Here is a 22,070-nt window from a genome sequence, read left to right as displayed (position 1 = left end):
GTACGAGCGTGGCGTCCGGCTGCCGAGTGGATGGGTCCTCGCGGCCACGGCCGTCTGCCTCGATGTTCCGCTGGCCGTACTGGAGAATGAGGTCGCGAAGCAGCGCAGTCGGGCACGACTACTGCAAACCTTGTGACGCCTCCGTCGTTCGGCTGCCTGATCAGGTTCCGTCGGTATCATCGCGAGGTGGCTGATCCGATGCGTGTCGGGCTCGCGACGTTCGGTGGTGACGAGTTCGCGGTCCTGCACGACACCTGCGTACGGGCTGGGCATACACCGGTGGTGTACGTGTCGTGCCGATCGATGCGGCCGAGCGGCCCGGTTGATACTCATGCTGTCGCGACGACCGGCCGGATTCTTGAGGCCCTTCCGCCCGGGATGGACCTGCTCTTGCCAGGCACAGCCGGGGGGCTGGCCGTGGCGTTGACCGGGTACCGGCTCGATCTGCTGGTGGTCTACGGCTTCAACTGGAAGCTGCCCAGAGCTGTGCTGGACGCGCCTCGTTTCGGTGTCGTCAACATTCACACGTCGTTGTTGCCCAGGTACCGGGGGCCGGCGCCGGTGTTGTGGGCGATCCGCAACGGCGACGTGGGGACCGGGGTGACGATCCACCGGATGGACGAGCGGTTCGACGCCGGTCCCGTCCTCGCCCAGCGGGGCGGGATTCCGTTGGAGGAGGAGGTCACCCCCGAGCGGCTGTGGCCGCAGGTCCGGCCCGTGATCGCCGATCTCCTCGCGGTCGCGTTGGACCGGGTGGCGAAAGGCGACCCCGGCGTGCCGCAGGACGACGCGGGCGCGTCTTCGGCGGGGTTTCTTGAGCCGGAGTTCTCCACTGTGGACTGGTCACGGACCGCCCGGGAGGTGCACAACCAGGTGCGGATGTTCGGCTTCATGGGCCGGGACTACGCACCGGCCGCGCGAGTCGGCGAGGGGTGGCTGAAGGTGTACCGGACCCGTCTGGAGTCAGCGGAGGGTATCCGGGTCGACTGTGCGGACGGCCCGATCTGGATCGTCAAGTCCGAGCCGGTCGAGCCGCCCGTCATCGAGTCTCCAGCGCCTCGGTGATCCGCTGGCGCAGGGCGGCTGCCGCCGGATCATCGAAGTCGGCGAGTAGGTCGAGCGCCTCACCTCGATACGTTCGGGCCTGATCTACAGAGCCATCGCGGTCGATGGTGTTCGCGAGGTGATGCAGTGTCCGCGCCAGGCTCCACCGGTCGTCGAGGTCGCGGTGCGTGCCGGCGGCCGTGCGGTAGAAGTCCGCCGCCTCGTCGATGCGGCCCATGTCCTCGTACGCCTTGCCGGTGCCCTCGATGGCGAAGGCTTCGCGGCTGCGGTCGCCGAGCCGGCGTTGGATCGAAGCGGCCCGCTGACAGGAGACCGATGCTTCGGCGGGCTGCCCGGCGGCGCGTTGGACGTTGCCCAGTTCGACGAGCCAGTGCGCCTGCCATACCGGGTTCTCGTCGTCCTCAGCGATGACGAGCGCCTGGTCGATGCAGGCGCGTGCGCTGGTGGTATCGCCCAACTGCCGCTGCGCCCAGCACAGATGGAACAGCGCGTTGCCTTCGCTGGCGCGGTCACCGAGTTCACGGAACACCGGCAACGCCTCATGCAGTATCTCGACCGCTGGGTGGGGCTGGCGCAGTTCGCAGAGGGCCTCGGCGAGGTTGCTGCGCATAAGGACCTCCCAGCGGCGTTCTCCGAGGTCGTGGAAGATGGCCCGGCCTTGCTCGAAGTACGATCGCGCCGCAGCGAGCCGGCGGCGGCGCAGGCAGATCAGGCCGAGCGCGTTGATGGAGACGGCTTCACCGAATCGGTTGCCGATGGTCTTGCGGATGGCCAGCGCGGCGCGGTGGCTGGTCTCCGCGTCGTCGAGTCGGCGGGACTGGAAGTAGGCCCTGCCCAGGCTCTCCAGGGCTTCGGCCTGGCCGTTGCGGTGGTTGTCACGATCGGCGGAGTCGACGCCGATCCGGCTGGTGATGAGCCAGTCTTCGAAGGCGTTCTGGTGCATGTAGATGCCGCGCAGCACGGCAGCGAGTCGCCAGGCGGTCGCGTGTTGCCCCGCCTCGGCGGCGGCCCTGGTCGCGCCGACGAGGTTTGGGGCTTCGGTCTGGTACCACCGCAATGCGCTCTCATAGGTGTCGAACTCCAGGGGGACCACGTCGGCCGGGACGGGCTCGGTCACGTCGTACCCGTCGAACGGGGCGATGCGGGTCTGAGCCCCGTCGGCGGTGTGGAGATACCAGCCGAGGACCCGCCGTAGGACCTCGATCCGCGTGTCGGAGGATTCGAGGTGACGGACCTGGTCGAGGGCGTAGGCGCGTAGCAGGTCGTGGAACTGGTACCGGCCGGGCGCGGGCTGTTCGAGCAGGTGGGCGCCGACCAGGACATCGAGATGCCGACGGACCTGCCTGGTGTCGGCCCCGGCCAGTGCCGCGGCGGCGGGCAGGCCGAAGTCGTTGCCGGGATGCAGGCCGAGGAGCCGGAACAGTCGGGCCGCCGGCTCCGGCAGGGCCCGGTACGACCAGGCGAACACCGTCCGTACTGCGTCGGGATCGTCTTCTCCCTCGGCGGTCAGGGCATCCCAGAGCGCGGACTCGTCCCGCAGGTCGGCGATGAGCTCGTCCAGCGCCATCATCGGTCGGCTGGCGGCGCGTTCGGCGGCGATCCGCAGCGCCAGGGGTAGGCGGGCGCAAAGTCTGGCGAGCTCCACCAACTCGTGGCGTTGGTCTCGCCCCCGGTACCGTGCGGTCACGGTTCCCAGTAAAGCAACGGCGTCGTCTTCCAGCAGGACGTCCAGGCCAAGACGGAACGCGCCGTCGCGGGCGACCAGGCCGGACAGGCGACTCCGGCTGGTCACCATGGCCAGGGAGCCGGCGGTTCCGGGCAGGAGCGGCCGGACCTGCCCGGCGGTCGCGGCGTTGTCGAGGAGTACCAGCATGTTCCGGGTGGCCAGCAGCGAGCGGTACAGCGCCGCCCGATCCTCCAGATGCATCGGGATCGCGTTCGCCGGCACACCCAGATCGCGCAGGAACCGGTCGAGGACGTGTTCGGGGGTGACCGGCAGCCCGGGGTCGTAGCCGCGCAGATTCACGTACAACTGGCCGTCGGGGAAGTGGTGGCGGACGGTGTGTGCCCAGTGCAGCGCCAACGAGGTCTTTCCCACGCCTGCCGTGCCGGTGATGACGATGACGGGGGCGGCGAGCGGTTCGTCGCGGTCGTCCATCACGATGCGGGTGAGGGCCGCCAACTCGAGGTGCCGGTTGACGAATCCCCGTACGTCGCCGGGGAGCTGAGACGGTGTCACGGTGAACACGGCCTCGGACGGCACCTCGGAGCGGTGGAAGTGCACGCCGCCGTGCACGTCACGGGCCTGCACGACGTCACCGGGGCTGTTCGACGCCTCCAGCCGGTTGCTGTGATGCGTCGCGCCGTCGCGCTGGTCGGGCTCGTCGGTCGGCATCGGGTCAGCGACGGTTACGGTCGGCGCGGCGGGGGAAGCGGCGCGACGTGGCTGGCGAAGAACGAGTCCAGCGGCTGTCCGGTCTCGTACAGGTTCTGGATGAACCGCTGGCAGCGCACGATGAGGGCCCGGTCGGTGAATCGGCGCACGGACTCCAGCACGTCGTCATCGTCGTAGACGGCTTGGTACATCACGGTGCTGCCGAGGGTGTACAGCTCCGGGAGCGGGGCGTCGCGCTCGAACGCGGCAACTTGGTCCGGACCGATGACCCGCACACTGCCGCCGCATTCGTCGCGGATCTTCAGCGCGTGCAGCTCCCATTGCAGATAGGAGCTGATCGGTTCTTCGACGATCCGGATCCGCCGGGCGACGAAGCCGTGCTCCTCGACGCGGCGGTGATAGTCGAGCATGTCGCCACGACCGGCTTCGAGGATGCGCAGCGATTCTTCCCAGTCGCCTTTCGCGAAGGCGACCCAGCTGTCGTATCCGGGCTCTTTGAAGACCTGTTGGCGCTCCAGTTTCCAGAAGCCCAGCCCGGTGATCGACCAGAAGTGCTGCTCGAAGTCGGCGTAGTAGGCGTCCAGCTCCATCCGCTCGCCGACCGCGCCGTCCAGCGGTTCAGGCATCCGGGATGGCCGCCTTCGCCGCGAGGATGGTCTGCCGGGGGATGATCACAAGCCGCTCCCCAGGGTCGACGCTCACGCCTTCAGGCAGTCGGCCCTGATATGCCGTGCTCATGTCTGTTCCGATGACCGCGACGTCCCCGTTGTCGAGTTCCCAGATGTCCGGGCAGCTCGAATTCCCCGACGATTGCCCCAACTCGTGAGACGACTTGCCCAGGCGCCGGAGAAATGACGCCGAAGAATCCGCTGTCCATGCTTCGGCCACGGCACTACTCCCCGAAAGATCCAGCCGAAAATTACTCTGGGTGACGTTAACATGACAAATGTGCGAGGGTCAAATTTGATGGGTGGGCGTCTATGCTTGCCGGTGGCGTCAACCCTCCGCAACCTCTGGCGCGAACTCAGTCCACATCTGATCGCCGGACACGGCGGTGTGACCAACAGCGTCTACGGCATCGTTGAAGGCAATGTCGTGCAGGCGCGCGATGTACACGGCGGCATCACGTTCGGCGGTGCTGACCGGAGCGACACTGACGCGAATCCTCGAACGTAGGCAACGCAAGGGGTCTGCCAGTACGTGTTCGCCGTCCGTGACCTCTACGGCACGATGCAGCACGAGGGCGTCAAGGGTGGAATCCTGATCACCACCAGCGGTTACGGTCCGAGCAGTTACGAGTTCGCCAACGGCAAGCCGTTGCAACTCATCGACGGCAGCGGCTTGCTCTGCGATCTGCAGAGGATCACAGCATCCCGGCCCGCATTGTTCCGATAGCCAGGAAGCGGCCGCCATTGATGATCGTGTGCCGCTGAGAGGCTGCGCCCTCGATCTCATGCTCCAGCCGGTCGGTCTCCTGGTTTGCGTCGCTCACGGACGCCGCCGCGAGGCACGCTTGTTGACGGGCGGCGCGGGCTCGGTTCGAACCGCCTGGAAGCCCGAGTCGTCGCCGAGGTGGAAGAAGATGCGCCCGTCGAGGGTGCCGTCATCGGCCAGCACCGCCCAGCCACGGCCGCTGACTGGATCGCCCTCGTCGCTGCCCTCCCAGGTGAATTCGACACAGGGCCGCCCGTCGCGGATCACCTCACGGCAGTCCATCCACCCCTCCACGGCGATGAACCCGAACCGCCCGGTGCGGTCGCTGCCGAACTCGATGAACCCAGGAGCCACCAGGTCGATCGCGTCGGTGTCCCACAGCTCCATCGCCGCAACCCGCCATCGGCCCGTCAGGCTCATCGTCCGATCCTTCCGGGCAGTCGACGTGCGGTCCCGGGCTGGCTGCCGGAACCCTGCACTTCCTTTGTCGCATCGTATTGCAGCTGGAGTAGGGGTCTCAGGACACGGTGCCCGCGACCCACCCGTGCCGGCCGGTGTCAGCTGTGGCCGATTCGGGTTGGCACGGCTACAGCTCAATGTCTGGGATCTGTCCTGTTCGGCCTGGCCGCACTCGCACCACAGCCGGTACCCGTCCGCTCCGCTCGCGTCAGGACGGATATCGTGCGGGGCCGAGCTTGTCGCGCGACACGTGGACGTTTGGTCGCAAGATCTGTGGACGTCTGGCCGCTCATTGCGTGGGCAGATAGTCGTCGCCGGCGCCCGCACCTCGGTCTGTCTCGCTCATGAGGCTGCATCTGATCCGGGACGATGGCGTGGTGTTGATCGTGCGTGCGACGAAGAAGCTTCGCGACCGGATTGGTCCGCCGGATCTAGGCGGCGACGAGCAGTCCACGACGGTGCTCGGCGAGTGGTACGCGACCAGATTCGGCTGGCGGCCGGACGTCCTGCTCCTGGTCAACGAGCCGACGCTGCTGCCCGTGCTGCTGCCGCTGGCGCCGGCCGCGACCGCACTGTCCCGGGCCACCCACGATATCGCCGCGGCAATGGCCACCCATGGCGCCTCAGCCGCGATCGTCGCTGCCGAGCTCGAACAGATGCGAACGCACCGGATCGGTACTACCGCCAACCGCAGTGTCGTCGGGATCATGAACGAGTTCAGCCACCTCGCCGACGCCTACCGCGACCGGGACATGCAACCGAGCCTCGACGACCTGGCGGCACGGCTCGCGACCACACCCTGCAGCCCGCTGTACCGCACCCACATCAGTCCCGACCGCGCGTTCACCGCTCTCGTGCACGCGATCCCCCGCCGAGGCGACGCCCCGACGGCATGATCAACACCATCCATCCCGGACGCTGACGGACCGTTCCGGCCGCCCGCGGACCGGAGTGGGGGATCCCTCCCGGACGAGCACCCATGTCGCGACCCCGGTCGACCTCACCCCGCTGGCGGGCCGGAAACTGCTCGTCGTCCTGGCCCGCCGCCAGGAGGTTCGCGGCGTGGAGGACCTCGGGCCGGGGATCACCGTCAAGCGCGTGCCCGACTGACGTCACCGGCGCAGGACGGAGTGCACGACGCCGTCGGGGCGGATGACGACCGTGCGGCCGCGCAGCCAGCGGCGCACGGCCGCGTCCGTGGCCTCGACCGGGCGATGCTCGCAGGCCGGGGGCCTGCCGGTGTGCAGGACCACCCACTCGTCGTACGCCACGGGAGCCAGCGTCCCGACCAGCCTGCCGCGGCCGACGCCGGTCAGCTTGGGCGAGGTCGAGCGCAGGGCCAGGCCCTTCAGGCCCGGGATGCGCCAGATCGCGCCCAGGATCACCCGGCGCACGGCCGCCGCGCGGTCCTGGCCGCCCGTCATGGCCCAGCCGGCCACGATCGCGAGGCGGATCTGGGCGCGGACGTGCGGGACCCGTTCGCGCTCGTAGGAGTCGAGCAGGGCCGCGGCTCCCCCGGGGGTGGTCAGGTCGGCGGCGAGCTTCCAGGCCAGGTTGTACGCGTCGCGCAGGCCGGCCCCGAGGCCCTGGCCGATGAAGGGCGGGGTCTGGTGGGCCGCGTCGCCGAGCAGGAAGACGCGGTCCTGACGCCAGGCCGAGGCGATGGTCGCGCGGAAGGTGTACTCCGCCCGGCGCAGGATCTCCACGGGGCGGCCCCGCAGCCACGGGGCGAGCAGCGGTTCCAGGTCGAGGTCGGTCTCGCCGTCGAGGAGGCGGAACTCCCAGCGGTACCGTCGCGGGCCCAGCTCCATGAAGGTCGCCGCGCGGTGCGGGTCGCACACCTGGTGGACGCCGCCCCAGGCGTGCAGGTCCTCGGGGCAGACGCCGTCGACGACGAGCCAGCGCTCGGCGAAGCGCAGGTCCACCAGGTGCGCGCCGATGCGCTCGCGGACGGTGCTGCCGGCGCCGTCGCAGCCCAGCACGGCGGCGGCCGGCACGTCGACGAGGGCGCCGTCGCGCTCGTAGCGGACCGATGCCGACGAGACGCCGAGCACCGTGGCGCCGCCGACGAACTCGATGAGGGGCAGTTCGGCCATGCGCGCCCGCAGCAGGCGCTCCAGGTCCGGCTGGTCGAACATGTTCGCCTGCGGGTAGCCGTGCGGGCCGCCGCCGGGGGCGCGGTCGAACGAGGCCATCACCCGGTGCCGCGCGTCGAGCAGGCGCAGGCCCAGGCCGGGGCGGCTGATCCGCAGGAAGTCCCCGGCGACGCCCACGGCGTGCAGGATGCGGACCACCTCGTCGTCGACGTGGACGGCGCGCGGGAGGGCGTACGGCTCCTCGTAGCGGTCGAGGAGCAGGCTGGCGATGCCGCGCTGGGCGAGCAGGATCGCGGCGGTGACCCCGACCGGCCCCGCGCCCACGATCACAACCCGATCCACACGCTCAGGTTGCAACCGGAAAGTACTCCACGGCAACCGCGGGCCGGTCGATCAGTGACACCGTGCCGTCGTGGGTCCGCAATCGCAGCATCGCCACCAAGATCGTGGGGATCGCGATGCTGGTCGCCTCGATCTTCGCGGGCATCGCGGTGTACGGGCTGGTGAACCTCCGCGGCGTGGCGGCCCAGCAGGACGTGCAGTACCGCCGCGACGTCGTGGCGATGTCGCACATGGTCGCCGTGCGCTCCGCGGTCGGGCTGCAGATGGAGGCCGTGCAGTCGCACCTGCTCTCCCAGCCCGGCTTCTACCGCGACCGCTACGAGGCCACGATCGCCGACACCGACCGGCAGATCGACGCGCACCTCGCGGACCTGGCGCACATCGGGCTCACCAAGGCGGAGCTGCGCGAGCTGGAGCTGCTCAGCAAGGTCATCGGGCAGTACCGCACCGCCCGCGACACCGGCCTCGCGGCCAGCCGCCGCGGCGACCGGGACAACGCGGTCTCGATCGTGCTCGTGCGCTCCGAGTCGGTCGCGCGCACGGTGAAGACCAGGGCGGACGAGTTCCTGCAGCAGCTCGTCGGCACGGTCGCCGCCGGCAACCGGCAGATCGGCGAGCGCACGGCCCGGACCAGCCGCAACGTGACCATCCTGCTCGTCGTGGGCGGGGTGGTCGCGGCCGGCGTCGCGATCCTCGCCGCGCGGCAGCTGAGCCGGCCGCTGCGCCGGGCCGTCACCGTGCTCACCGCCGTGGCCGAGGGCGACTTCCAGCAGCACCTCGACCTCGACTCCAGGGATGAGGTCGGCCAGATGAGCCGGTCGCTGAACAACACGGTCGGCGTCCTGCGCGACGCGTTCGACCAGCTCAACCACCGCGCGTACCACGACGGGCTGACCGGGCTGCCGAACCGGGTGCTGCTGCGCGAGCGCCTGGAGCAGGCCCGCCACCGGCCGGACTCCGCCCTGCTGCTCATCGACCTGGACGGGTTCAAGCAGGTCAACGACGTGCACGGGCACGCGGCCGGCGACCATCTGCTCGTGGCGGTCGCGGACCGGCTGCGGGACCTGGTGCGCGGCGCCGACACCCCGGCCCGGCTCGGCGGCGACGAGTTCGCGGTGCTGCTCGACGGCGCCGACGATCCCGTGGTGGTGGCCCAGCGGCTGCTCGCCGCGCTGCGGGAGCCGGTCACGATCGGCTCCGTCCAGATCGTGCCGCGGGCCAGCATCGGCGTCGCGCGGTGGCACGGGCACGACGACGTCGAGGCGTTCCTGCACGACGCCGACCAGGCCATGTACGCGGCCAAGGCGAGCGGCAAGGGATGTGTGATGGTGGCGAACCCGGCCCCGGGGCCGGCCCTGGCGGCTTAAGATCAACTTGCCATGCGGTTCCGTGTCTTCCTTGTCGCACTGAGCCTGGTGCTGGCCGGTTGCGCGAAGAGCACACCGGCGGACCGGGCGGCGGACGCGTGCGCGCAGTACGCCGAGTACGGCAGCCACGCGGGCACGAAGGTCACGATGACCGGCCCGATCCGCAACGCCGAGGCGGACAAGCTCCTGCGCTCGTGGAACGACTTCGAGGACTGCACCGGCATCACCGTCGACTACGACGGCATCGCCGCGTTCGAGCAGGATCTCAAGGACCGGGCGGCCGCGGGGCACCCGCCCGACATCGCGCTGTTCCCGCAGCCGGGCCTCATCGCCGACATGGCCCGCGGCAAGGGGCTCAACCCCGTCTCGGCCGACGTCAAGGCGCACGTCGAGCGCTGGTGGTCGGCGGAGTGGCAGACGTACGGCACCGTCGACGGCGAGCTCTACGCGGCCCCGCTCAACGCGAACATCAAGTCGCTCGTGTGGTACTCCCCCAGGTTCTTCGCCGAGCACGGGTACGCGATCCCGGACACGTGGGCGCAGCTGATGACGCTCACCGAGCGGATCGCGGCCGACGGGGTGAAGCCGTGGTGCGCCGGCGCCGAGTCGGGCGCCGCGACCGGGTTCCCGATCACCGACTGGCTCGAGGACGTGCTCCTGCGCACGGCCGGGCCGGAGGTGTACGATCTGTGGGTCGCCCACAAGATCCCGTTCAACGACGCCCGGATCGTCGGCGCGCTGGACAAGGCCGGGGCGATCCTGCGCGACCCGCGGTACGTCAACGGCGGCTACGGCGGCGTGCAGTCCATCGCGACCGTGGCCATGTCCGAGGGCGGCCTGCCGATCCTGCAGAACGCGTGCGCCCTGCACCGCCAGGCGTCCTTCTACGCCAACGAGTGGCCGGACGGCACCCGGATCGGCCCCGACGGCGACGTCTTCGCGTTCTACCTGCCCCCGCTCGACCCGGCCCGGCCCCGGCCGGTGCTGGGCGCCGGCGAGTTCGCCGGCGCCTTCACGGACCGGCCCGAGGTGCGGGCCGTCGCGTCCTACCTCTCGACACCCCAGTGGGCGGATCACCGTGCCCGGCTCGGCGGGGCGGTCAGCGCGAACCGGGCCATCGACCGCGACGCGTTGCGCTCGCCGGTCGAGAAGCTGTCCGCGCAGCTGCTGACCGATCCGGGCACGGTGTTCCGCTTCGACGCCTCCGACATGATGCCCGCGGCCGTCGGCACCGGCACCTTCTGGACCGGGATGATCGACTGGCTCAACGGCAAGCCGACGAAGGACGTCCTCGACGCGATCGAGGCGAACTGGCCGAAGGACTAGGTGCGGGCCCTTTCGCCGCGAACCACCCTCGGAACACCCCGCCACCGGCGCGGATGCCGCGAGCATTCCGGGTAGGTCGGGTGCGTCCCCAATCAACCCGAGGGAGAAGCGCATGCCACTGGACAATCCGGCCGACCTGTTCCTCTACGAGCTGTCGGGCCTGTACGACGCCGAGCGCAGGAGCAACCAGCTCGTCGGCGAGATCCTCGGCCGGACCGAGCAGAGCCCCCTGGCCCAGATCCTGCGCGCCCAGCAGCAGCAGGGTCAGCAGAAGATCCAGAACCTCGAGACGTGCTTCGCGATGATGGAGGCCGAGCCCGAGGACGTCCCGTGCCTGACGGTGGACGGGATGCGCGCCGAGTTCCAGGCCTTCGCGGGGCAGGGCCCGTCGATGGAGGCGATGGAGATCTACACCGTCGACGCCGAGACGCGCCTGGCGCACATGGGCGTCGCGGCCTACCACGGCCTCATCGACAAGGCGCTGCTCATGGGCGAGGTGCAGTGCGCCCAGATCCTGCGCACCAACCTGGTGCAGCAGCAGGAGAACGCGGGCACCTTCGAACGCATCAGCCACGAGCTCGGGCAGCGCGTGGCCATGAACGTCTGAGAACGACTAGGTCAAGTCCCGCACCCCGACGACGACGCTGGTCTCGGTCCGCGGATCGGTGACCGTGCGCGGCCGGAGCCCGCCCGCGCGCAGCAGCGCGTGGGCGGTGCCCAGCTGCCCCGCGCCGGCCTCGGTGAGCAGCGCGCCGCCCGGGGCCAGCCAGCCCGCGGCCAGGGCGGCGACGCGACGCAGCACGTCGAGGCCGTCCGCGCCGCCGTCCAGGGCCGCGCGGGCCTCGTGCACGCGGAACTCCTCGGGCAGGTAGGCGATCTCGGCGGTCGGCACGTAGGGCACGTTGGCGAGCAGGACGTCCACGCGGCCGCGCAGGTCATCCGGTACCGGCGCGAAGAGATCGCCCGCGAAGACCTCGTCGGTCACGCCGGACAGGTTGCGGCGCGCGCAGCCGACCGCCGCCGGGTCCAGGTCGGTCGCGACCAGCCGGACGCCGCGGAAGCCCCGGACCACGACCAGGCCGAGGGCGCCGGTGCCGCAGCAGAGGTCGAGCACCGTGCCGCCGTCGCGCAGCAGCCCGCGGGCCGTGTCGGTGAGCAGCTGCGTGCGGTGCCGGGGGACGAACACGCCGTCGGTCACGGCCACCCGGACACCGGCGAACTCGGCGAACCCGAGCACGTGCTCCAGCGGGGCCCCGCCGACCCGGCGCGCGACCATCGACTCCAGGGCCGCGGGGTCGGACCCGGCCGCGAGGAGCTGGTCGGCCTCCTCCTCGGCGAAGACGCACCCGGCCGCGCGGAGCCGGGCGATCAGTGCGACCCGGTTCATGCGTTGAGGTACGCGAGGACGGCGAGGACGCGGCGGTTGTCGTCCTCGGACGGGGGCAGGCCGAGCTTGGTGAAGATGTTGGCGATGTGCTTGCCGATCGCCTTCTCGGTGACGAAGAGCCGGCCCGCGATGGCGGCGTTGGAGCGGCCCTCGGCCATGAGCCCGAGCACCTCGCGCTCCCGCGGGGTGAGCGCCCGGGTGGGGGCGCCGGCGTTGCGGGCGAGCAGCTGCGAGACGACCTCCGGGTCCATCGCGGTGCCCCCGGCCGCGACCCGCCGGACCGCCTCGACGAACTCGCCCACGGTGGCGACGCGGTCCTTGAGCAGGTATCCGACGCCGCCGCCGCGATCGGAGAGCAGCTCGCGCGCGTAGAGCTGCTCGACGTGCTGGGACAGCACCAGCACGGGCAGGCCGGGGACCTCGGCGCGGGCCGCGATCGCCGCGCGCAGGCCCTCGTCGGTGAACGTGGGCGGGAGGCGCACGTCCACGACCGCGACCTGCGGGCGGTGGCTGAGCAGGGCCGAGCGCAGGTCGGTGCCGTTGTCGACGGCCGCGACCACCTCGAAGCCGTACGCGCCGAGGAGCCTGATCAGCCCGTCGCGGAGGAGGGCGAGGTCTTCGGCGATGACAACACGCACGGCAGCTCCATCGTCAGCACGGTCGGTCCGCCCGGCGGGCTGTCGACGCGCAGCAGGCCGTCGAACGCGGCCAGCCGCCGCTCGACCCCGGCCAGCCCGGAGCCGGCCCGGGGCGCGGCGCCGCCCACGCCGTCGTCGCTGACGCTGCAGTAGAGGGCTCCCCCGAGGTACGACAACGATACCCAGGCGGCCCGGCCCCCGCTGTGCTTGGCCACATTGACGAGGGCCTCGGCGACGGCGAAGTAGACGGCGGACTCGACCGGCGCCGGGGGCCGGCCCGGCAGGTCGCCCTCGACGACGACGGGCAGCGGCAGGGTCAGGGCCAGCGCGCGCAGGCCGCCGATCAGGCCGCGCTCGGCGAGCACCGGCGGGTGGATGCCGCGCACGAGCCGGCGCAGTTCCGCCAGGGCCAGGCTGCTGGCCTCGCGGGCCTCGGCGATGAGCTGCTGGGCGGCGGCCGGGTCGTGGACGACCAGGTCCTCGGCCATGCCCAGGCTCATGCCGAGCGCGACGATGCGGGCCTGCGCGCCGTCGTGCAGGTCGCGCTCGATGCGGCGCAGCTCGGCCGCCTGCGCGTCGACGACGTCGGTGCGCGTCTGGGTCAGGGTGTCGACGCGGCGGGCGAGCACCGCCTTGCCGGTCGGGCCGAGGAGGCTGTGGTCGTACTTCGCCAGCGCCCACAGCAGCCACGGCGCCCCGTACAGCACGCCGGCCGTGATCAGGGCGCCCTGGAACGGCACCGACGCATAGCTGATCGGGTTCAGCGGCCAGGTGACGCCGTAGCCGGTGTCGTCGCCGGAGACGACGTTGGCGATGACCGGCAGCAGCACGACACCCTGCACGCCGTAGAGCAGCCCCGCCGGCGCGACCGCCCCGAACGCGACCCCCAGCGGTGCCCCGCCGACGAGCCACAGCAGGTCGCGCCAGGTCGCCGGGTCGCGCACCAGCCACATCCACCGCCGCGGCGAGCCGACGAACGCCCCGGCGGGCCGCGGGTGATACGGCGGCGGGATGTCGACCCCGCTCCACTCCCGGGCCAGCCGCCGGCGCCGGCCGGCGTAGGCGCGCACCATCATCTGGACGAGCGGGGCGAGCACGAGCCCGATTCCGGCCGCCGTGAGCGCGAACGAGACCACGGTGAACACGATGAGCACGATGTGGACCGGCAGCCAGAGAATGCCGGCGAACGCCACCCGCGCGACGCTGAGCAGCCCCCGGCGAGCGAACGGCCACGGCTTCATGCAGGCCATTCTTCTCGCCGGGAGCGCCGGGCGCAGTGGGGCTAAGCCCCTAATACAGGCCGCGCGCGTAGTTGCTCTCGGCGTAGTAGGCCTCGAGCTCCTCGACCGTCTCCGGGGTGTCCTGGACGCTCTTGACCAGGCTGGCGTGCGTGGGCAGCGCCTCCGGGGTCCAGGTCTCGGGCTTCCACAGCTTCGAGCGCATGAACGCCTTCTGGCAGTGGAAGAAGATCGTGTCGATGTCGACCACCAGGGCCAGGATCGGGCGGTGGCCCTCGACGACGAGCTCGCCGAACCAGGGCGCGTCGGTGAGCAGCCGGGCCCGGCCGTTGATCCGCAGCGTCTCCCGGCGGCCGGGGACGAGGTAGATGAGGCCCACGTGCGGGTTGGCGAGGATGTTGTGGAAGCCGTCGGCGCGCCGGTTGCCGGGGCGCTCGGGGATGGCGATCGTGCGGTCGTCGATGATGTGCGTGAACCCCGGCGGGTCGCCCTTCGGCGAGACGTCGCAGTTGCCGTCCGCGTCGGCGGTGCCGACCAGCACGAACGGGGAGAGACCGAGCCAGTCGCGGTCGGTCGCGCACAGGCGGTCGCGTTCCTTGGTCACGGCCCGGGGCATCGGCGACCCGAGCAGTTCCTCCAGTTCCGTCACCGAGGTGATCTGCATGGGGTCAGGATACTGCCGGTAACAATCTGAAACAGAGCGGATATTGTTCGGGCGAACGTGTGCCATTAACGTCGGCTCATGACGGGACAACGCACCGACGCCTACCGCGACGACCGCGCACACGTCTTCCACTCCTGGTCCGCCCAGCGCCTGCTCGACCCGGTGGTGGTCGAGGGCGGGCTCGGGGCCACGTTCTGGGACGAGGCCGGGACGCGGTACCTCGACTTCTCCTCGCAGCTGGTGAACCTCAACCTCGGCCACCAGCACCCGCGGGTCGTGGCCGCGATCCAGGAGCAGGCCGCGAAGCTGTGCACGATCGCGCCCACGTTCGGCAACGCGGCGCGCAGCGAGGCCGCCCGGCTCATCGCCTCGGTCGCGCCCGGGGACCTCGGGCACGTGTTCTTCACCAACGGCGGCACCGAGGCCAACGAGCACGCGATCCGCATGGCCCGCGGCACCACCGGCCGGCACAAGATCCTCGCCGCCTACCGCTCCTACCACGGCGCGACCACGGGCTCGATCACGCTCACGGGCGATCCGCGCCGCTGGGCCAACGAGCCCGCGATGCCGGGCGTGGTGCGGTTCTTCGGGCCGTACGCGTACCGCTCCCCCTTCCACGCCGAGTCCGAGGAGCAGGAGTCCGAGCGCGCCCTCGCCCACCTCGAGGAGGTCTTCACGCTCGAGGGCCCGCAGACGATCGCGGCGGTGATCCTCGAGTCGGTCGTGGGCACCAACGGCATCCTCGTGCCCCCGCCCGGCTACCTCGCCGGCGTCCGCGAGCTCTGCGACCGCCACGGCGTGCTGCTCATCGCCGACGAGGTGATGAGCGGGTTCGGCCGGTGCGGCGAGTGGTTCGCGGTCGACCGCTGGGGCGTGGTGCCCGACCTCATCACGTTCGCGAAGGGCGTCAACTCCGGCTACGTACCGCTGGGCGGGGTCATCCTCGGCCCGCGCGTCTACGAGACGTTCGCCGAGCGCCCCTTCCCCGGCGGCCTCACCTACTCCGGGCACCCCCTCGCCTGCGCCGCGGCCGTGGCCACCATCGAGGTCATGCGCGACGAGGCCATCCCCGAGCGCGTGCGCGACCTCGGCGAGCGGGTGGTCCGGCCGCGCCTGGAGAAGTTGCGCGACCGGCACCCGTCCGTCGGCGACGTGCGCGGGCTCGGCCTGTTCTGGGCGATCGAGCTCGTCCGGGACCGCGGCACGCGCGAGATGCTCGTGCCCTACAACGCGGCGGGCCCGGCCGCGAAGCCCATGGCGGACGTGATCGCCGCGTGCAAGCGCCGCGGCGTGTGGCCCTTCACGCACTTCAACCGCGTGCACGTCGTACCACCGCTGATCATCTCCGAGGAGGAGCTGCTCCAGGGCATCGACGCGATCGACGACGCCCTGGAGACGGCGGACGAGCACCTGGCGTAGCCAGTCTCCGTGCTAGGCCCTGGCGCAGGCCGCCCCGTTGAGGGTGAACTGCGCCGGGACCGCGTTCGTGCCGCTGTAGGTGCCCTGGAAGCCGAACTGCGCGTTGCCGCCGGCCGGGATCGTCGAGTTGTAGGACATCGCGGCCGCGGTCACCGCCTGGCCCGACTGCGTCACCGTGGCGTTCCAGGCGTTGCCGATCGTCTGGTTGCCGGCGAAGGTCCACTTCAGGGTCCAGCCGGTGATCGGGGCCGTCCCCGCGTTGGTGACCGTCACGTTGGCCGTGAAGCCGCCGCCCCAGTCGTTGAGCGTGTAGCCGACCTTGCAGGCGGCATTCGTCGACGGCGAGCTCGACGGCGAGGCCGACGCGGAGGGCGAACGGGACGCGGAGGCCGATGCCGATGGCGACGAGGACCTGGAAGGCGAGGCGCTCGTGGAGGTCGGGGGGTTGCCGCCGCTCTTGGCCACCATGAACGCGGAGTGCGCCTTGAACACCGACAGCTCCGGCGCGCCCTTCTTGACGCTGTAGTTGTCGCCGCCGGCCTGCCCGTCGGGGTACCACCAGAAGGCGCTGCCATCCGCGTCCTGGGCCTGCAGGTTGTTGTAGATCGAGGTCCACCAGGTGCTGCGGTCCACGCCCTGCGTGTTGAACTCGCCCAGGAAGAAGGGCTTGCCGACCACGGTGTGGGAGTCGGCGATCCAGGCGTTGATGAGCGTGTTCGTCTGGGCCAGGGTCAGGTTGGCCCAGCCCTCGTTCGGATACGGGTGCGCCGAGGTGAAGTCGATGTACGGCGACTGCTGGATGGCGACGAACGGGTTGCCCTCGTCGCCGCCGAAGCCGTACTTGGTGCCGTGGCCCTCCAGCCCGGCGTCGACCATGTGGTTGCCGTCGATGCCCTTGATGTAGGCGGCCATGGTGTCGACCCACTTGCGCAGCGTGGTCCCGTTGACGTTCTCCGCGGCGCCCTGGCCCTCGTAGCGCGGCTCGTTCATGAGCTCCCACGCGAACACGGCCGGGTCGTCCTTGTACTTGACGCCGGTGTAGTGGTTGGTGCGGTTGAGCGCGTACGACACGTAGTTCTGGTACTGCGTGAAGCAGCCCGGACACGCGGCCTGGTTGAAGAAGCGCCACCGGTTGGCCTGCCCCGTCGCCAGCCCCTCCCAGGACAGCCGGGTGTCGATGCCGCCGTACGCCTCCCAGTAGTTCTCGAAGACGGGGATCACGCGGATGTTGTGCTGCGCGGCCGAGTAGAGGATGTAGTCGAACTCGGCGAACTGCTGCTCGCTGTAGACGCCCTTGCTGGGCTCGAAGCCGTGCCAGGCCTCGTGGTCGAACATCCACGTGCGCAGGACCGTGACGCCGTCGGCGGCCATCTCGGCCATGTGGTTGTCGATGCGGGCCTTGTCCATCCACTGCGTCTCGGTGTCGCCGTAGCTGCCGCCGTACGTGAAGGTGTCGTAGACGTTGGCGCCGGCGAAGTAGTACGTGTGGCCGCCAAGGCAGAAGTGGATGCCGCAGCGGGAGACGAAGCCGGCGGTGGCGGCGGAGGCCCGCACGAGCGGCACCGCGACGACGGCTATGAGAACAGCGAAGACGGCCGCGAGCGCGAGCCGGGCGGGGGCTTTCATGGACACTCCTGGGCGTGGGCCTACTGAACCGCTTCAGTAGGCCCACGCCCAGCGAGCGCCGTCAACGTGCGGCGCGCCGATGAACGCGCGACATATACGAAGAGCTGAAAGTTACGCGCCGCCGGCCGTCAGGGTGACCGTCTTGGGGGCGAACGACGAGCCCGTGGTGTCCACGCCCGCGGCCTTCGCGGCGTCGAGCGCCTTCTGCATGTAGTCGTTGGTGTACGCCGACCCCTCGGGCTTCTTCTTGAGCACCGTGTCGCCGGTCTGGTTCTTCGTGGTCATCGAGATGTCCACGGTGCGCGTCCAGTCGGCCTCGTCGACCAGGCCGATGCCCTTCGACGATGGCCAGATGAGCTTGTTGACCTCGTTCATCTGCCACAGCTGGTGGGTCTTGCCGAGCTTGGAGCCCTTGGCCACCACGAGGTCGCGGCACTCCTCCGCGTTGTCGCGGCAGAAGGCCCAGCCCTTGATCGTGGCGGTCAGGAACTTCACGGTCTGGTCCTGGTACGCCTTGTCCTTGAGCTTCTCGGTGTTGGCCCACACGGCGTCCTGCAGCATCGAGGAGCCGACGGTCTTCCAGTCGATGATCTGGAAGTCCTCGGGCTTGTAGAGCTGGCCGGTGGCCGGGTTGGTGGCCTCGAGCAGCTGCGCGTACTCGTTGTAGGACATCGCCTGGGCGACGTCGATCTCCTTCTTCAGCAGCGCCTGCATGTCGAACTGCTGCTGCACCAGGGTGACGTCCTTGCCCGGGTCGAGGCCGGCCTTGGTCATGCCGGCGAAGAGCTCGAACTCGTTGCCGAAGCCCCAGTTGCCGACCTTCTTGCCCTTGAAGTCGGCCGGGCCCTTGATGTTCGAGCTGGCGAACGCGACCTGGTAGGTGCCGGAGCGGGCGAAGATCTGCCCGACGTCGGTGATGCCGGCGCCCTGTTCGCGCGAGGCGAGGGCCTTGGGCACCCAGGCCACGGCGTAGTCGGCCTTGCCCTGCGCGAGGACGGTCTGCGGCACGATGTCGACGCCGCCCTCCAGCAGCTGCACGTCGAGGCCCTGTTCCTTGTAGAAGCCCTTGTCCACGGCGGCGATGTAGCCGGCGAACTGGGCCTGGTAGAACCACTGCAGCTGCAGCTTCACGGTGGTCATGCCGCCGCTGGTCGTGGTGGTGGGGGAGGTGGAGTCGGCCGTGCCGCAGGCGGACAGGGCAAGCCCGGCCGCGACCACTGCGCCGATGATCGGCATTCTCTTCATTGGGGGGAACCTCCGTCAGAAACGGGACTTCCAGGGCATCGCGAGCCGCTCGACGAGCAGCGTGGTGAGGTAGAAGGCGAGCCCGAGCACGCAGGCGCCGAAGACGAACGCCCACGCCCGGGGGTAGGCGGTGAACGCGGCGGCCGAGGTGATCCGCGCCCCGAGGCCGTCCTGCAGGCCGCCGAAGTACTCGGCGACGACCGCGGCGATGACGGCCAGCGACGAGGCCTGCCGCAGCCCGGTGAACAGGTGCGGCAGCGCGCCCGGCAGGCGCACCAGGCGGGCGAAGGTCCAGCCGCCCGCGGCGTAGCTGTCCATGAGCTCGCGGTGGGTCGGGTCGACCTCGCGCAGGCCCCGCAGCGTGTTGATGAAGACCGGGAAGAACACGATGATCCCGGCGACCAGCCGGCGCGGCACGCTGCTGGTGGACTCGAACATGTTGTTGAGGATCGGCGCGAGCGCGATGATCGGCAGCGCGTTGAGCACGGCCGCGAACGGCACCGAGACCTCGCTGAGCAGTCGCAGCCGGCTGGTCGCGAGCGCCGCGAGGACCGCCACGACCGTGCCGCCGACGAGGCCGGCGAGCGCGTTGGCCCCGCTGGCCAGGGCCGCGTCGAGCACGTTGGAGCGCTGCTCGACGAGCTCGGCCCAGATCGCCGACGGGGCCGGCAGGATGAAGGGCGCGATGCGGCCGGCCCGGACGACGAGCTCCCAGCCGAGGAGCCCGAGGATGCCGACGAGCACCGGGGGCAGCACCCGCCTCATGACCGCAGGGCCTTGCGCACGGCGGTCACGTAGTCGAAGTACTCGGTGGACTGGCGGGCCGCCTCGTCGCGCTCGGCGAACGCGATGTCGATGGTCGCGGTGATGCGGCCGGGGCGGGCCGACATCACGACGACCTTGTCGGAGAGGAACACCGCCTCGGAGATCGAGTGCGTGACGAACACGGTCGACGTGCCGGTCGCCGCGCAGATCCGCAGCAGCTCGCCCTGCAGGCGCTCGCGGGTCATCTCGTCCAGGGCACCGAAAGGCTCATCCATCAGCAGCAGCGGCGGGTGTACGGCCAATGCCCGCGCGATCGCGACCCGCTGCTGCATGCCGCCGGAGAGCTGGGCCGGGTAGTGGCCGCCGAAGTCCGCGAGCCCGACCAGCGCGAGCATCTCCTCCGCGCGGGTGCGCCGCTGCTGGCGCGGGATCCGGCGCAGCTCCAGCGGCAGCTCGACGTTGCGCCGCACGGTCCGCCAGTCGAAGAGCCCGGCCTGCTGGAACGCGATGCCGTACTCCTGCTCGCGGCGGGCCTGCCCCGCGGGTTTCCCGGCCACGCTGACGGTCCCCGCGCTCGGCTCGATGAGGTCGGCGATGAGCCGCAGCAGCGTGGACTTGCCGCACCCGGAGGGGCCGATGAGGGAAACGAACTGTCCACTGTCGACGGTGAGGTCCACGTCGGAGAGGGCGGTCACTTCGTCGGGACGGCCCTGGTTGAACACTTTGGTGACACCCGCGATCGATACCGCGGTCATATGACGTTCACCTCTACCCGACGACGATGACGCATGAGGGGGAGTTCGAGCAGGCTGACGAACGCGGCGACGCACAGGCCGAGCAGGGCCGCGCCCAGCATCGCGGTGTAGACCTTGGCAGGGTCGGAGGTGGCCTCCCGGGAGTACTCGATGACGAGCCGGCCGATCCCGCCCCGGGTGCCGGTGGAGATCTCGCCGACGACCGCGCCGACGACCGCCGCCGCCCCGGCCAGGCGCAGCGCCGGGAACAGGAACGGCAGCGCGCTGGGCAGCCGGAGCTTCACGAACGTGCGCCACCAGCCGGCGGCGTAGCTGCGCATCAGCTCGACGCCGCTCGCCGAGGGCGACTGCAGGCCGCGCAGCAGCCCGACGGCCACGGGGAAGAACGCGAGGTACGCGGCGATCGTGGACACGGTCATCCAGTCCTGCCACGGGTAGGGGCCGAACGACAGCGCCCCGCTCCAGCCGGCCACCAGCGGCGCCAGCGCCACCAGCGGCACGGTCTGCGACAGGATCACGTAGGGCAGCAGGCCCCGCTCCACGACCCGGAAGCGCTGCATGAGCGCGGCGAGCACGAAGCCGATCACGACCCCGGCGGCGAAGCCGACCGCCGTGACGCCGAGGGTGAACAGGCACGCGTCGAGGACCACCCGCCAGATGGGCCGCCCGCCGGTGAGCTCGGGCCGGGCCAGGCGCTGCACGACGGTGTACAGATGGGGCATCGAAAGGTCGTCGGCGCGCGGGAGGATGCGCACCCCGAAGACCTTGGTGCCCTCGTCGTTGCCGACCGCCTTGTAGGCCTCCCACAGCAGGACGAAGGCGGCGACCCCGGCGAGGGCACCCAGGACTCGTCTCATCCGACGGCCGGGATGACATGCTCGCCGTAGGCGGCGAGCGTGGACTCCTTCGCGTCGTGCTGCAGGTACAGGGCGAACTGGTCCACGCCGAGCTCCCTGAGCTCGGCGAGGCGCTCGAGGTGGCGCTCGACCGGGCCCAGGATGCAGAACCGGTCGACGACCTCGTCGGGGACGAAGTCGGTGTGCGGGTTGCCGGCGCGGCCGTGCTCGGCGTAGTCGTAGCCCTGGCGGCCCTTGATGTAGTCGGTGAGCACGGTCGGCACGGCCCCGTCGGCGCCGTAGCGCTGGACGATGTCGGCGACGTGGTTGCCGACCATGCCGCCGAACCACCGCGTCTGCTCCCGCTGATGCGCGAGGTCGTCGCCGACGTAGGCCGGGGCGGCGACGCAGAACTTGATGGCCGCCGGGTCCCGGCCGGCCTTCTCCGCCGCCGCGCGGACCGCCTTGATCATCCAGGCCGCGATGTCGGGGTCGGCCAGCTGCAGGATGTACCCGTCGCCGACCTCGCCCGTGAGCGCGAGCGCCTTCGGCCCGTAGGCCGCGACCCAGACCTCGAGCCGGCTGTCCGGCGCCCACTCGAAGTGCAGATCCCGGTCGCGCAGGCGCACCGATCGGCCGTTGCCGAGCTCGCGGATGACCTGCACGCACTCGCGCAGTTCGGCGAGGGTGGTCGGGCGGGAGCCGAGCACGCGCACCGCCGAGTCGCCGCGGCCGATGCCGCAGACCGTGCGGTTGCCGTACATCTCGTTGAGGGTGGCGAACAGCGACGCGGTGACCGTCCAGTCCCGGGTCCCCGGGTTGGTCACCATCGGGCCGACCACGACCCGCTCGGTGTCGGCGAGGATCTTGCTGTAGATGACGAACGGCTCCTGCCACAGTACGTGGGAGTCGAACGTCCACACGTGGCTGAAGCCGGCCGCCTCGGCCTTCTTGGCCAGCTCGACCACGCCCATGGCGGGCGGGTCACACTGCAGCACCACCCCTACGTCCAT

Annotated in this window: 24 protein-coding genes; 9 read left to right on the top strand and 15 right to left on the bottom strand. The window is 70.7% G+C overall.

Features of this window, described 5'->3' with window-relative positions:
- The first annotated feature begins 132 nt into the window (after positions 1–132).
- The gene (locus ABT369_RS34860; RefSeq protein ID WP_350618511.1) at positions 133–1,065 is read left to right on the top strand and encodes a methionyl-tRNA formyltransferase; all 933 of its coding nucleotides are present in this window, start codon (positions 133–135) and stop codon (positions 1,063–1,065) included.
- On the opposite strand, the gene ABT369_RS34855 is transcribed toward ABT369_RS34860, so the two are convergent.
- Genes ABT369_RS34855 through ABT369_RS34845 form a run of 3 tightly spaced genes read right to left on the bottom strand, consistent with a single transcriptional unit; the run spans position 1,040 to position 4,348 of the window.
- The gene (locus ABT369_RS34855; RefSeq protein ID WP_350618509.1) at positions 1,040–3,460 is read right to left on the bottom strand and encodes an ATP-binding protein; all 2,421 of its coding nucleotides are present in this window, start codon (positions 3,458–3,460) and stop codon (positions 1,040–1,042) included. The genes ABT369_RS34860 and ABT369_RS34855 overlap by 26 nt on opposite strands.
- Positions 3,461–3,474: 14 nt before the next feature.
- The gene (locus ABT369_RS34850) at positions 3,475–4,050 is read right to left on the bottom strand and encodes a DUF6879 family protein (RefSeq protein ID WP_350618507.1); all 576 of its coding nucleotides are present in this window, start codon (positions 4,048–4,050) and stop codon (positions 3,475–3,477) included.
- Positions 4,051–4,078: 28 nt separating this feature from the next.
- Positions 4,079–4,348 (bottom strand): hypothetical protein, encoded by a 270-nt coding sequence (locus ABT369_RS34845; RefSeq protein WP_350618505.1) that lies wholly within the window; start codon positions 4,346–4,348, stop codon positions 4,079–4,081.
- A gap of 102 nt (positions 4,349–4,450) precedes the next feature.
- On the opposite strand from ABT369_RS34845, the gene ABT369_RS34840 reads away from it, so the two are divergent.
- Both ABT369_RS34840 and ABT369_RS34835 read left to right on the top strand, forming a co-directional pair.
- Positions 4,451–4,636: a hypothetical protein gene (locus tag ABT369_RS34840; protein WP_350618503.1), complete on the top strand. Its 186-nt coding sequence runs from the start codon at positions 4,451–4,453 to the stop codon at positions 4,634–4,636.
- 24 nt (positions 4,637–4,660) lie between these two features.
- On the top strand, positions 4,661–4,855 hold the full coding sequence (locus tag ABT369_RS34835) for a restriction endonuclease (protein ID WP_350618501.1): 195 nt from the start codon (positions 4,661–4,663) through the stop codon (positions 4,853–4,855).
- A 93-nt stretch (positions 4,856–4,948) separates the two neighbouring features.
- Here ABT369_RS34835 and ABT369_RS34830 read toward each other — a convergent pair whose 3' ends face one another.
- Positions 4,949–5,314, bottom strand: coding sequence for a hypothetical protein (locus tag ABT369_RS34830; RefSeq protein ID WP_350618499.1), 366 nt, complete (start codon positions 5,312–5,314; stop codon positions 4,949–4,951).
- 416 nt (positions 5,315–5,730) lie between these two features.
- On the opposite strand from ABT369_RS34830, the gene ABT369_RS34825 reads away from it, so the two are divergent.
- The gene (locus ABT369_RS34825; RefSeq protein WP_350618497.1) at positions 5,731–6,249 is read left to right on the top strand and encodes a DUF6933 domain-containing protein; all 519 of its coding nucleotides are present in this window, start codon (positions 5,731–5,733) and stop codon (positions 6,247–6,249) included.
- A gap of 55 nt (positions 6,250–6,304) precedes the next feature.
- Positions 6,305–6,463 carry a hypothetical protein gene (locus tag ABT369_RS34820; protein ID WP_350618495.1) on the top strand — a complete coding sequence of 53 codons (159 nt, stop codon included), beginning with the start codon at positions 6,305–6,307 and terminating at the stop codon, positions 6,461–6,463.
- Positions 6,464–6,465: 2 nt separating this feature from the next.
- Here the strand turns inward: ABT369_RS34820 and ABT369_RS34815 are convergent, their stop codons facing one another.
- Positions 6,466–7,791, bottom strand: coding sequence for a bifunctional 3-(3-hydroxy-phenyl)propionate/3-hydroxycinnamic acid hydroxylase (locus ABT369_RS34815; RefSeq protein WP_350618493.1), 1,326 nt, complete (start codon positions 7,789–7,791; stop codon positions 6,466–6,468).
- Between the two features lie 62 nt (positions 7,792–7,853).
- On the opposite strand from ABT369_RS34815, the gene ABT369_RS34810 reads away from it, so the two are divergent.
- The 3 genes from ABT369_RS34810 to ABT369_RS34800 all read left to right on the top strand — a co-directional run bounded on the left by ABT369_RS34810 (position 7,854) and on the right by ABT369_RS34800 (position 11,091).
- Entirely contained in the window at positions 7,854–9,158 is a 1,305-nt protein-coding gene (locus ABT369_RS34810; protein ID WP_350618491.1) for a diguanylate cyclase domain-containing protein, read from the top strand.
- 12 nt (positions 9,159–9,170) lie between these two features.
- Positions 9,171–10,484, top strand: a complete 1,314-nt coding sequence (locus ABT369_RS34805) for an ABC transporter substrate-binding protein (protein WP_350618489.1) — start codon at positions 9,171–9,173, stop codon at positions 10,482–10,484.
- Between the two features lie 112 nt (positions 10,485–10,596).
- The gene (locus tag ABT369_RS34800; RefSeq protein WP_350618487.1) at positions 10,597–11,091 is read left to right on the top strand and encodes a YciE/YciF ferroxidase family protein; all 495 of its coding nucleotides are present in this window, start codon (positions 10,597–10,599) and stop codon (positions 11,089–11,091) included.
- A 6-nt stretch (positions 11,092–11,097) separates the two neighbouring features.
- Here ABT369_RS34800 and ABT369_RS34795 read toward each other — a convergent pair whose 3' ends face one another.
- From ABT369_RS34795 to ABT369_RS34780, 4 genes are read right to left on the bottom strand one after another with little or no spacing between them, the layout of a single operon-like run.
- Positions 11,098–11,871, bottom strand: a complete 774-nt coding sequence (locus tag ABT369_RS34795; protein ID WP_350618485.1) for a putative protein N(5)-glutamine methyltransferase — start codon at positions 11,869–11,871, stop codon at positions 11,098–11,100.
- The gene (locus ABT369_RS34790) at positions 11,868–12,509 is read right to left on the bottom strand and encodes a LuxR C-terminal-related transcriptional regulator (protein ID WP_350618483.1); all 642 of its coding nucleotides are present in this window, start codon (positions 12,507–12,509) and stop codon (positions 11,868–11,870) included. Before ABT369_RS34790 ends, ABT369_RS34795 begins: the two co-directional genes overlap by 4 nt.
- Positions 12,461–13,750 carry a sensor histidine kinase gene (locus ABT369_RS34785; RefSeq protein WP_350618481.1) on the bottom strand — a complete coding sequence of 430 codons (1,290 nt, stop codon included), beginning with the start codon at positions 13,748–13,750 and terminating at the stop codon, positions 12,461–12,463. Before ABT369_RS34785 ends, ABT369_RS34790 begins: the two co-directional genes overlap by 49 nt.
- 49 nt (positions 13,751–13,799) lie before the next feature.
- Positions 13,800–14,411, bottom strand: a complete 612-nt coding sequence (locus tag ABT369_RS34780) for a pyridoxamine 5'-phosphate oxidase family protein (RefSeq protein ID WP_350618479.1) — start codon at positions 14,409–14,411, stop codon at positions 13,800–13,802.
- A gap of 78 nt (positions 14,412–14,489) precedes the next feature.
- Between ABT369_RS34780 and ABT369_RS34775 the strand changes: the two genes are divergently transcribed.
- A complete protein-coding gene (locus ABT369_RS34775; RefSeq protein ID WP_350618477.1) occupies positions 14,490–15,830 on the top strand; it encodes an aspartate aminotransferase family protein in 1,341 nt (446 codons plus the stop codon).
- Between the two features lie 12 nt (positions 15,831–15,842).
- Here ABT369_RS34775 and ABT369_RS34770 read toward each other — a convergent pair whose 3' ends face one another.
- From ABT369_RS34770 to ABT369_RS34745, 6 genes are all read right to left on the bottom strand, one after another.
- Positions 15,843–17,456, bottom strand: a complete 1,614-nt coding sequence (locus tag ABT369_RS34770) for a cellulose binding domain-containing protein (protein WP_350618475.1) — start codon at positions 17,454–17,456, stop codon at positions 15,843–15,845.
- Between the two features lie 111 nt (positions 17,457–17,567).
- Positions 17,568–18,701, bottom strand: a complete 1,134-nt coding sequence (locus tag ABT369_RS34765) for an ABC transporter substrate-binding protein (protein ID WP_350618473.1) — start codon at positions 18,699–18,701, stop codon at positions 17,568–17,570.
- 15 nt (positions 18,702–18,716) lie between these two features.
- A complete protein-coding gene (locus ABT369_RS34760) occupies positions 18,717–19,466 on the bottom strand; it encodes an ABC transporter permease (protein WP_350618471.1) in 750 nt (249 codons plus the stop codon).
- Positions 19,463–20,221, bottom strand: a complete 759-nt coding sequence (locus ABT369_RS34755; protein ID WP_350618469.1) for an ABC transporter ATP-binding protein — start codon at positions 20,219–20,221, stop codon at positions 19,463–19,465. The genes ABT369_RS34760 and ABT369_RS34755 overlap by 4 nt, the downstream gene beginning before the upstream one ends.
- The gene (locus tag ABT369_RS34750) at positions 20,218–21,078 is read right to left on the bottom strand and encodes an ABC transporter permease (protein ID WP_350618467.1); all 861 of its coding nucleotides are present in this window, start codon (positions 21,076–21,078) and stop codon (positions 20,218–20,220) included. The genes ABT369_RS34755 and ABT369_RS34750 overlap by 4 nt, the downstream gene beginning before the upstream one ends.
- Positions 21,075–22,070, bottom strand: a complete 996-nt coding sequence (locus ABT369_RS34745; RefSeq protein ID WP_350618465.1) for a TIGR03842 family LLM class F420-dependent oxidoreductase — start codon at positions 22,068–22,070, stop codon at positions 21,075–21,077. Before ABT369_RS34745 ends, ABT369_RS34750 begins: the two co-directional genes overlap by 4 nt.

The organism is Dactylosporangium sp. NPDC000244, assembly GCF_040300725.1.
GTDB lineage: Bacteria > Actinomycetota > Actinomycetes > Mycobacteriales > Micromonosporaceae > Dactylosporangium.
This window is presented reverse-complemented; position numbering and strand designations above follow the sequence as displayed.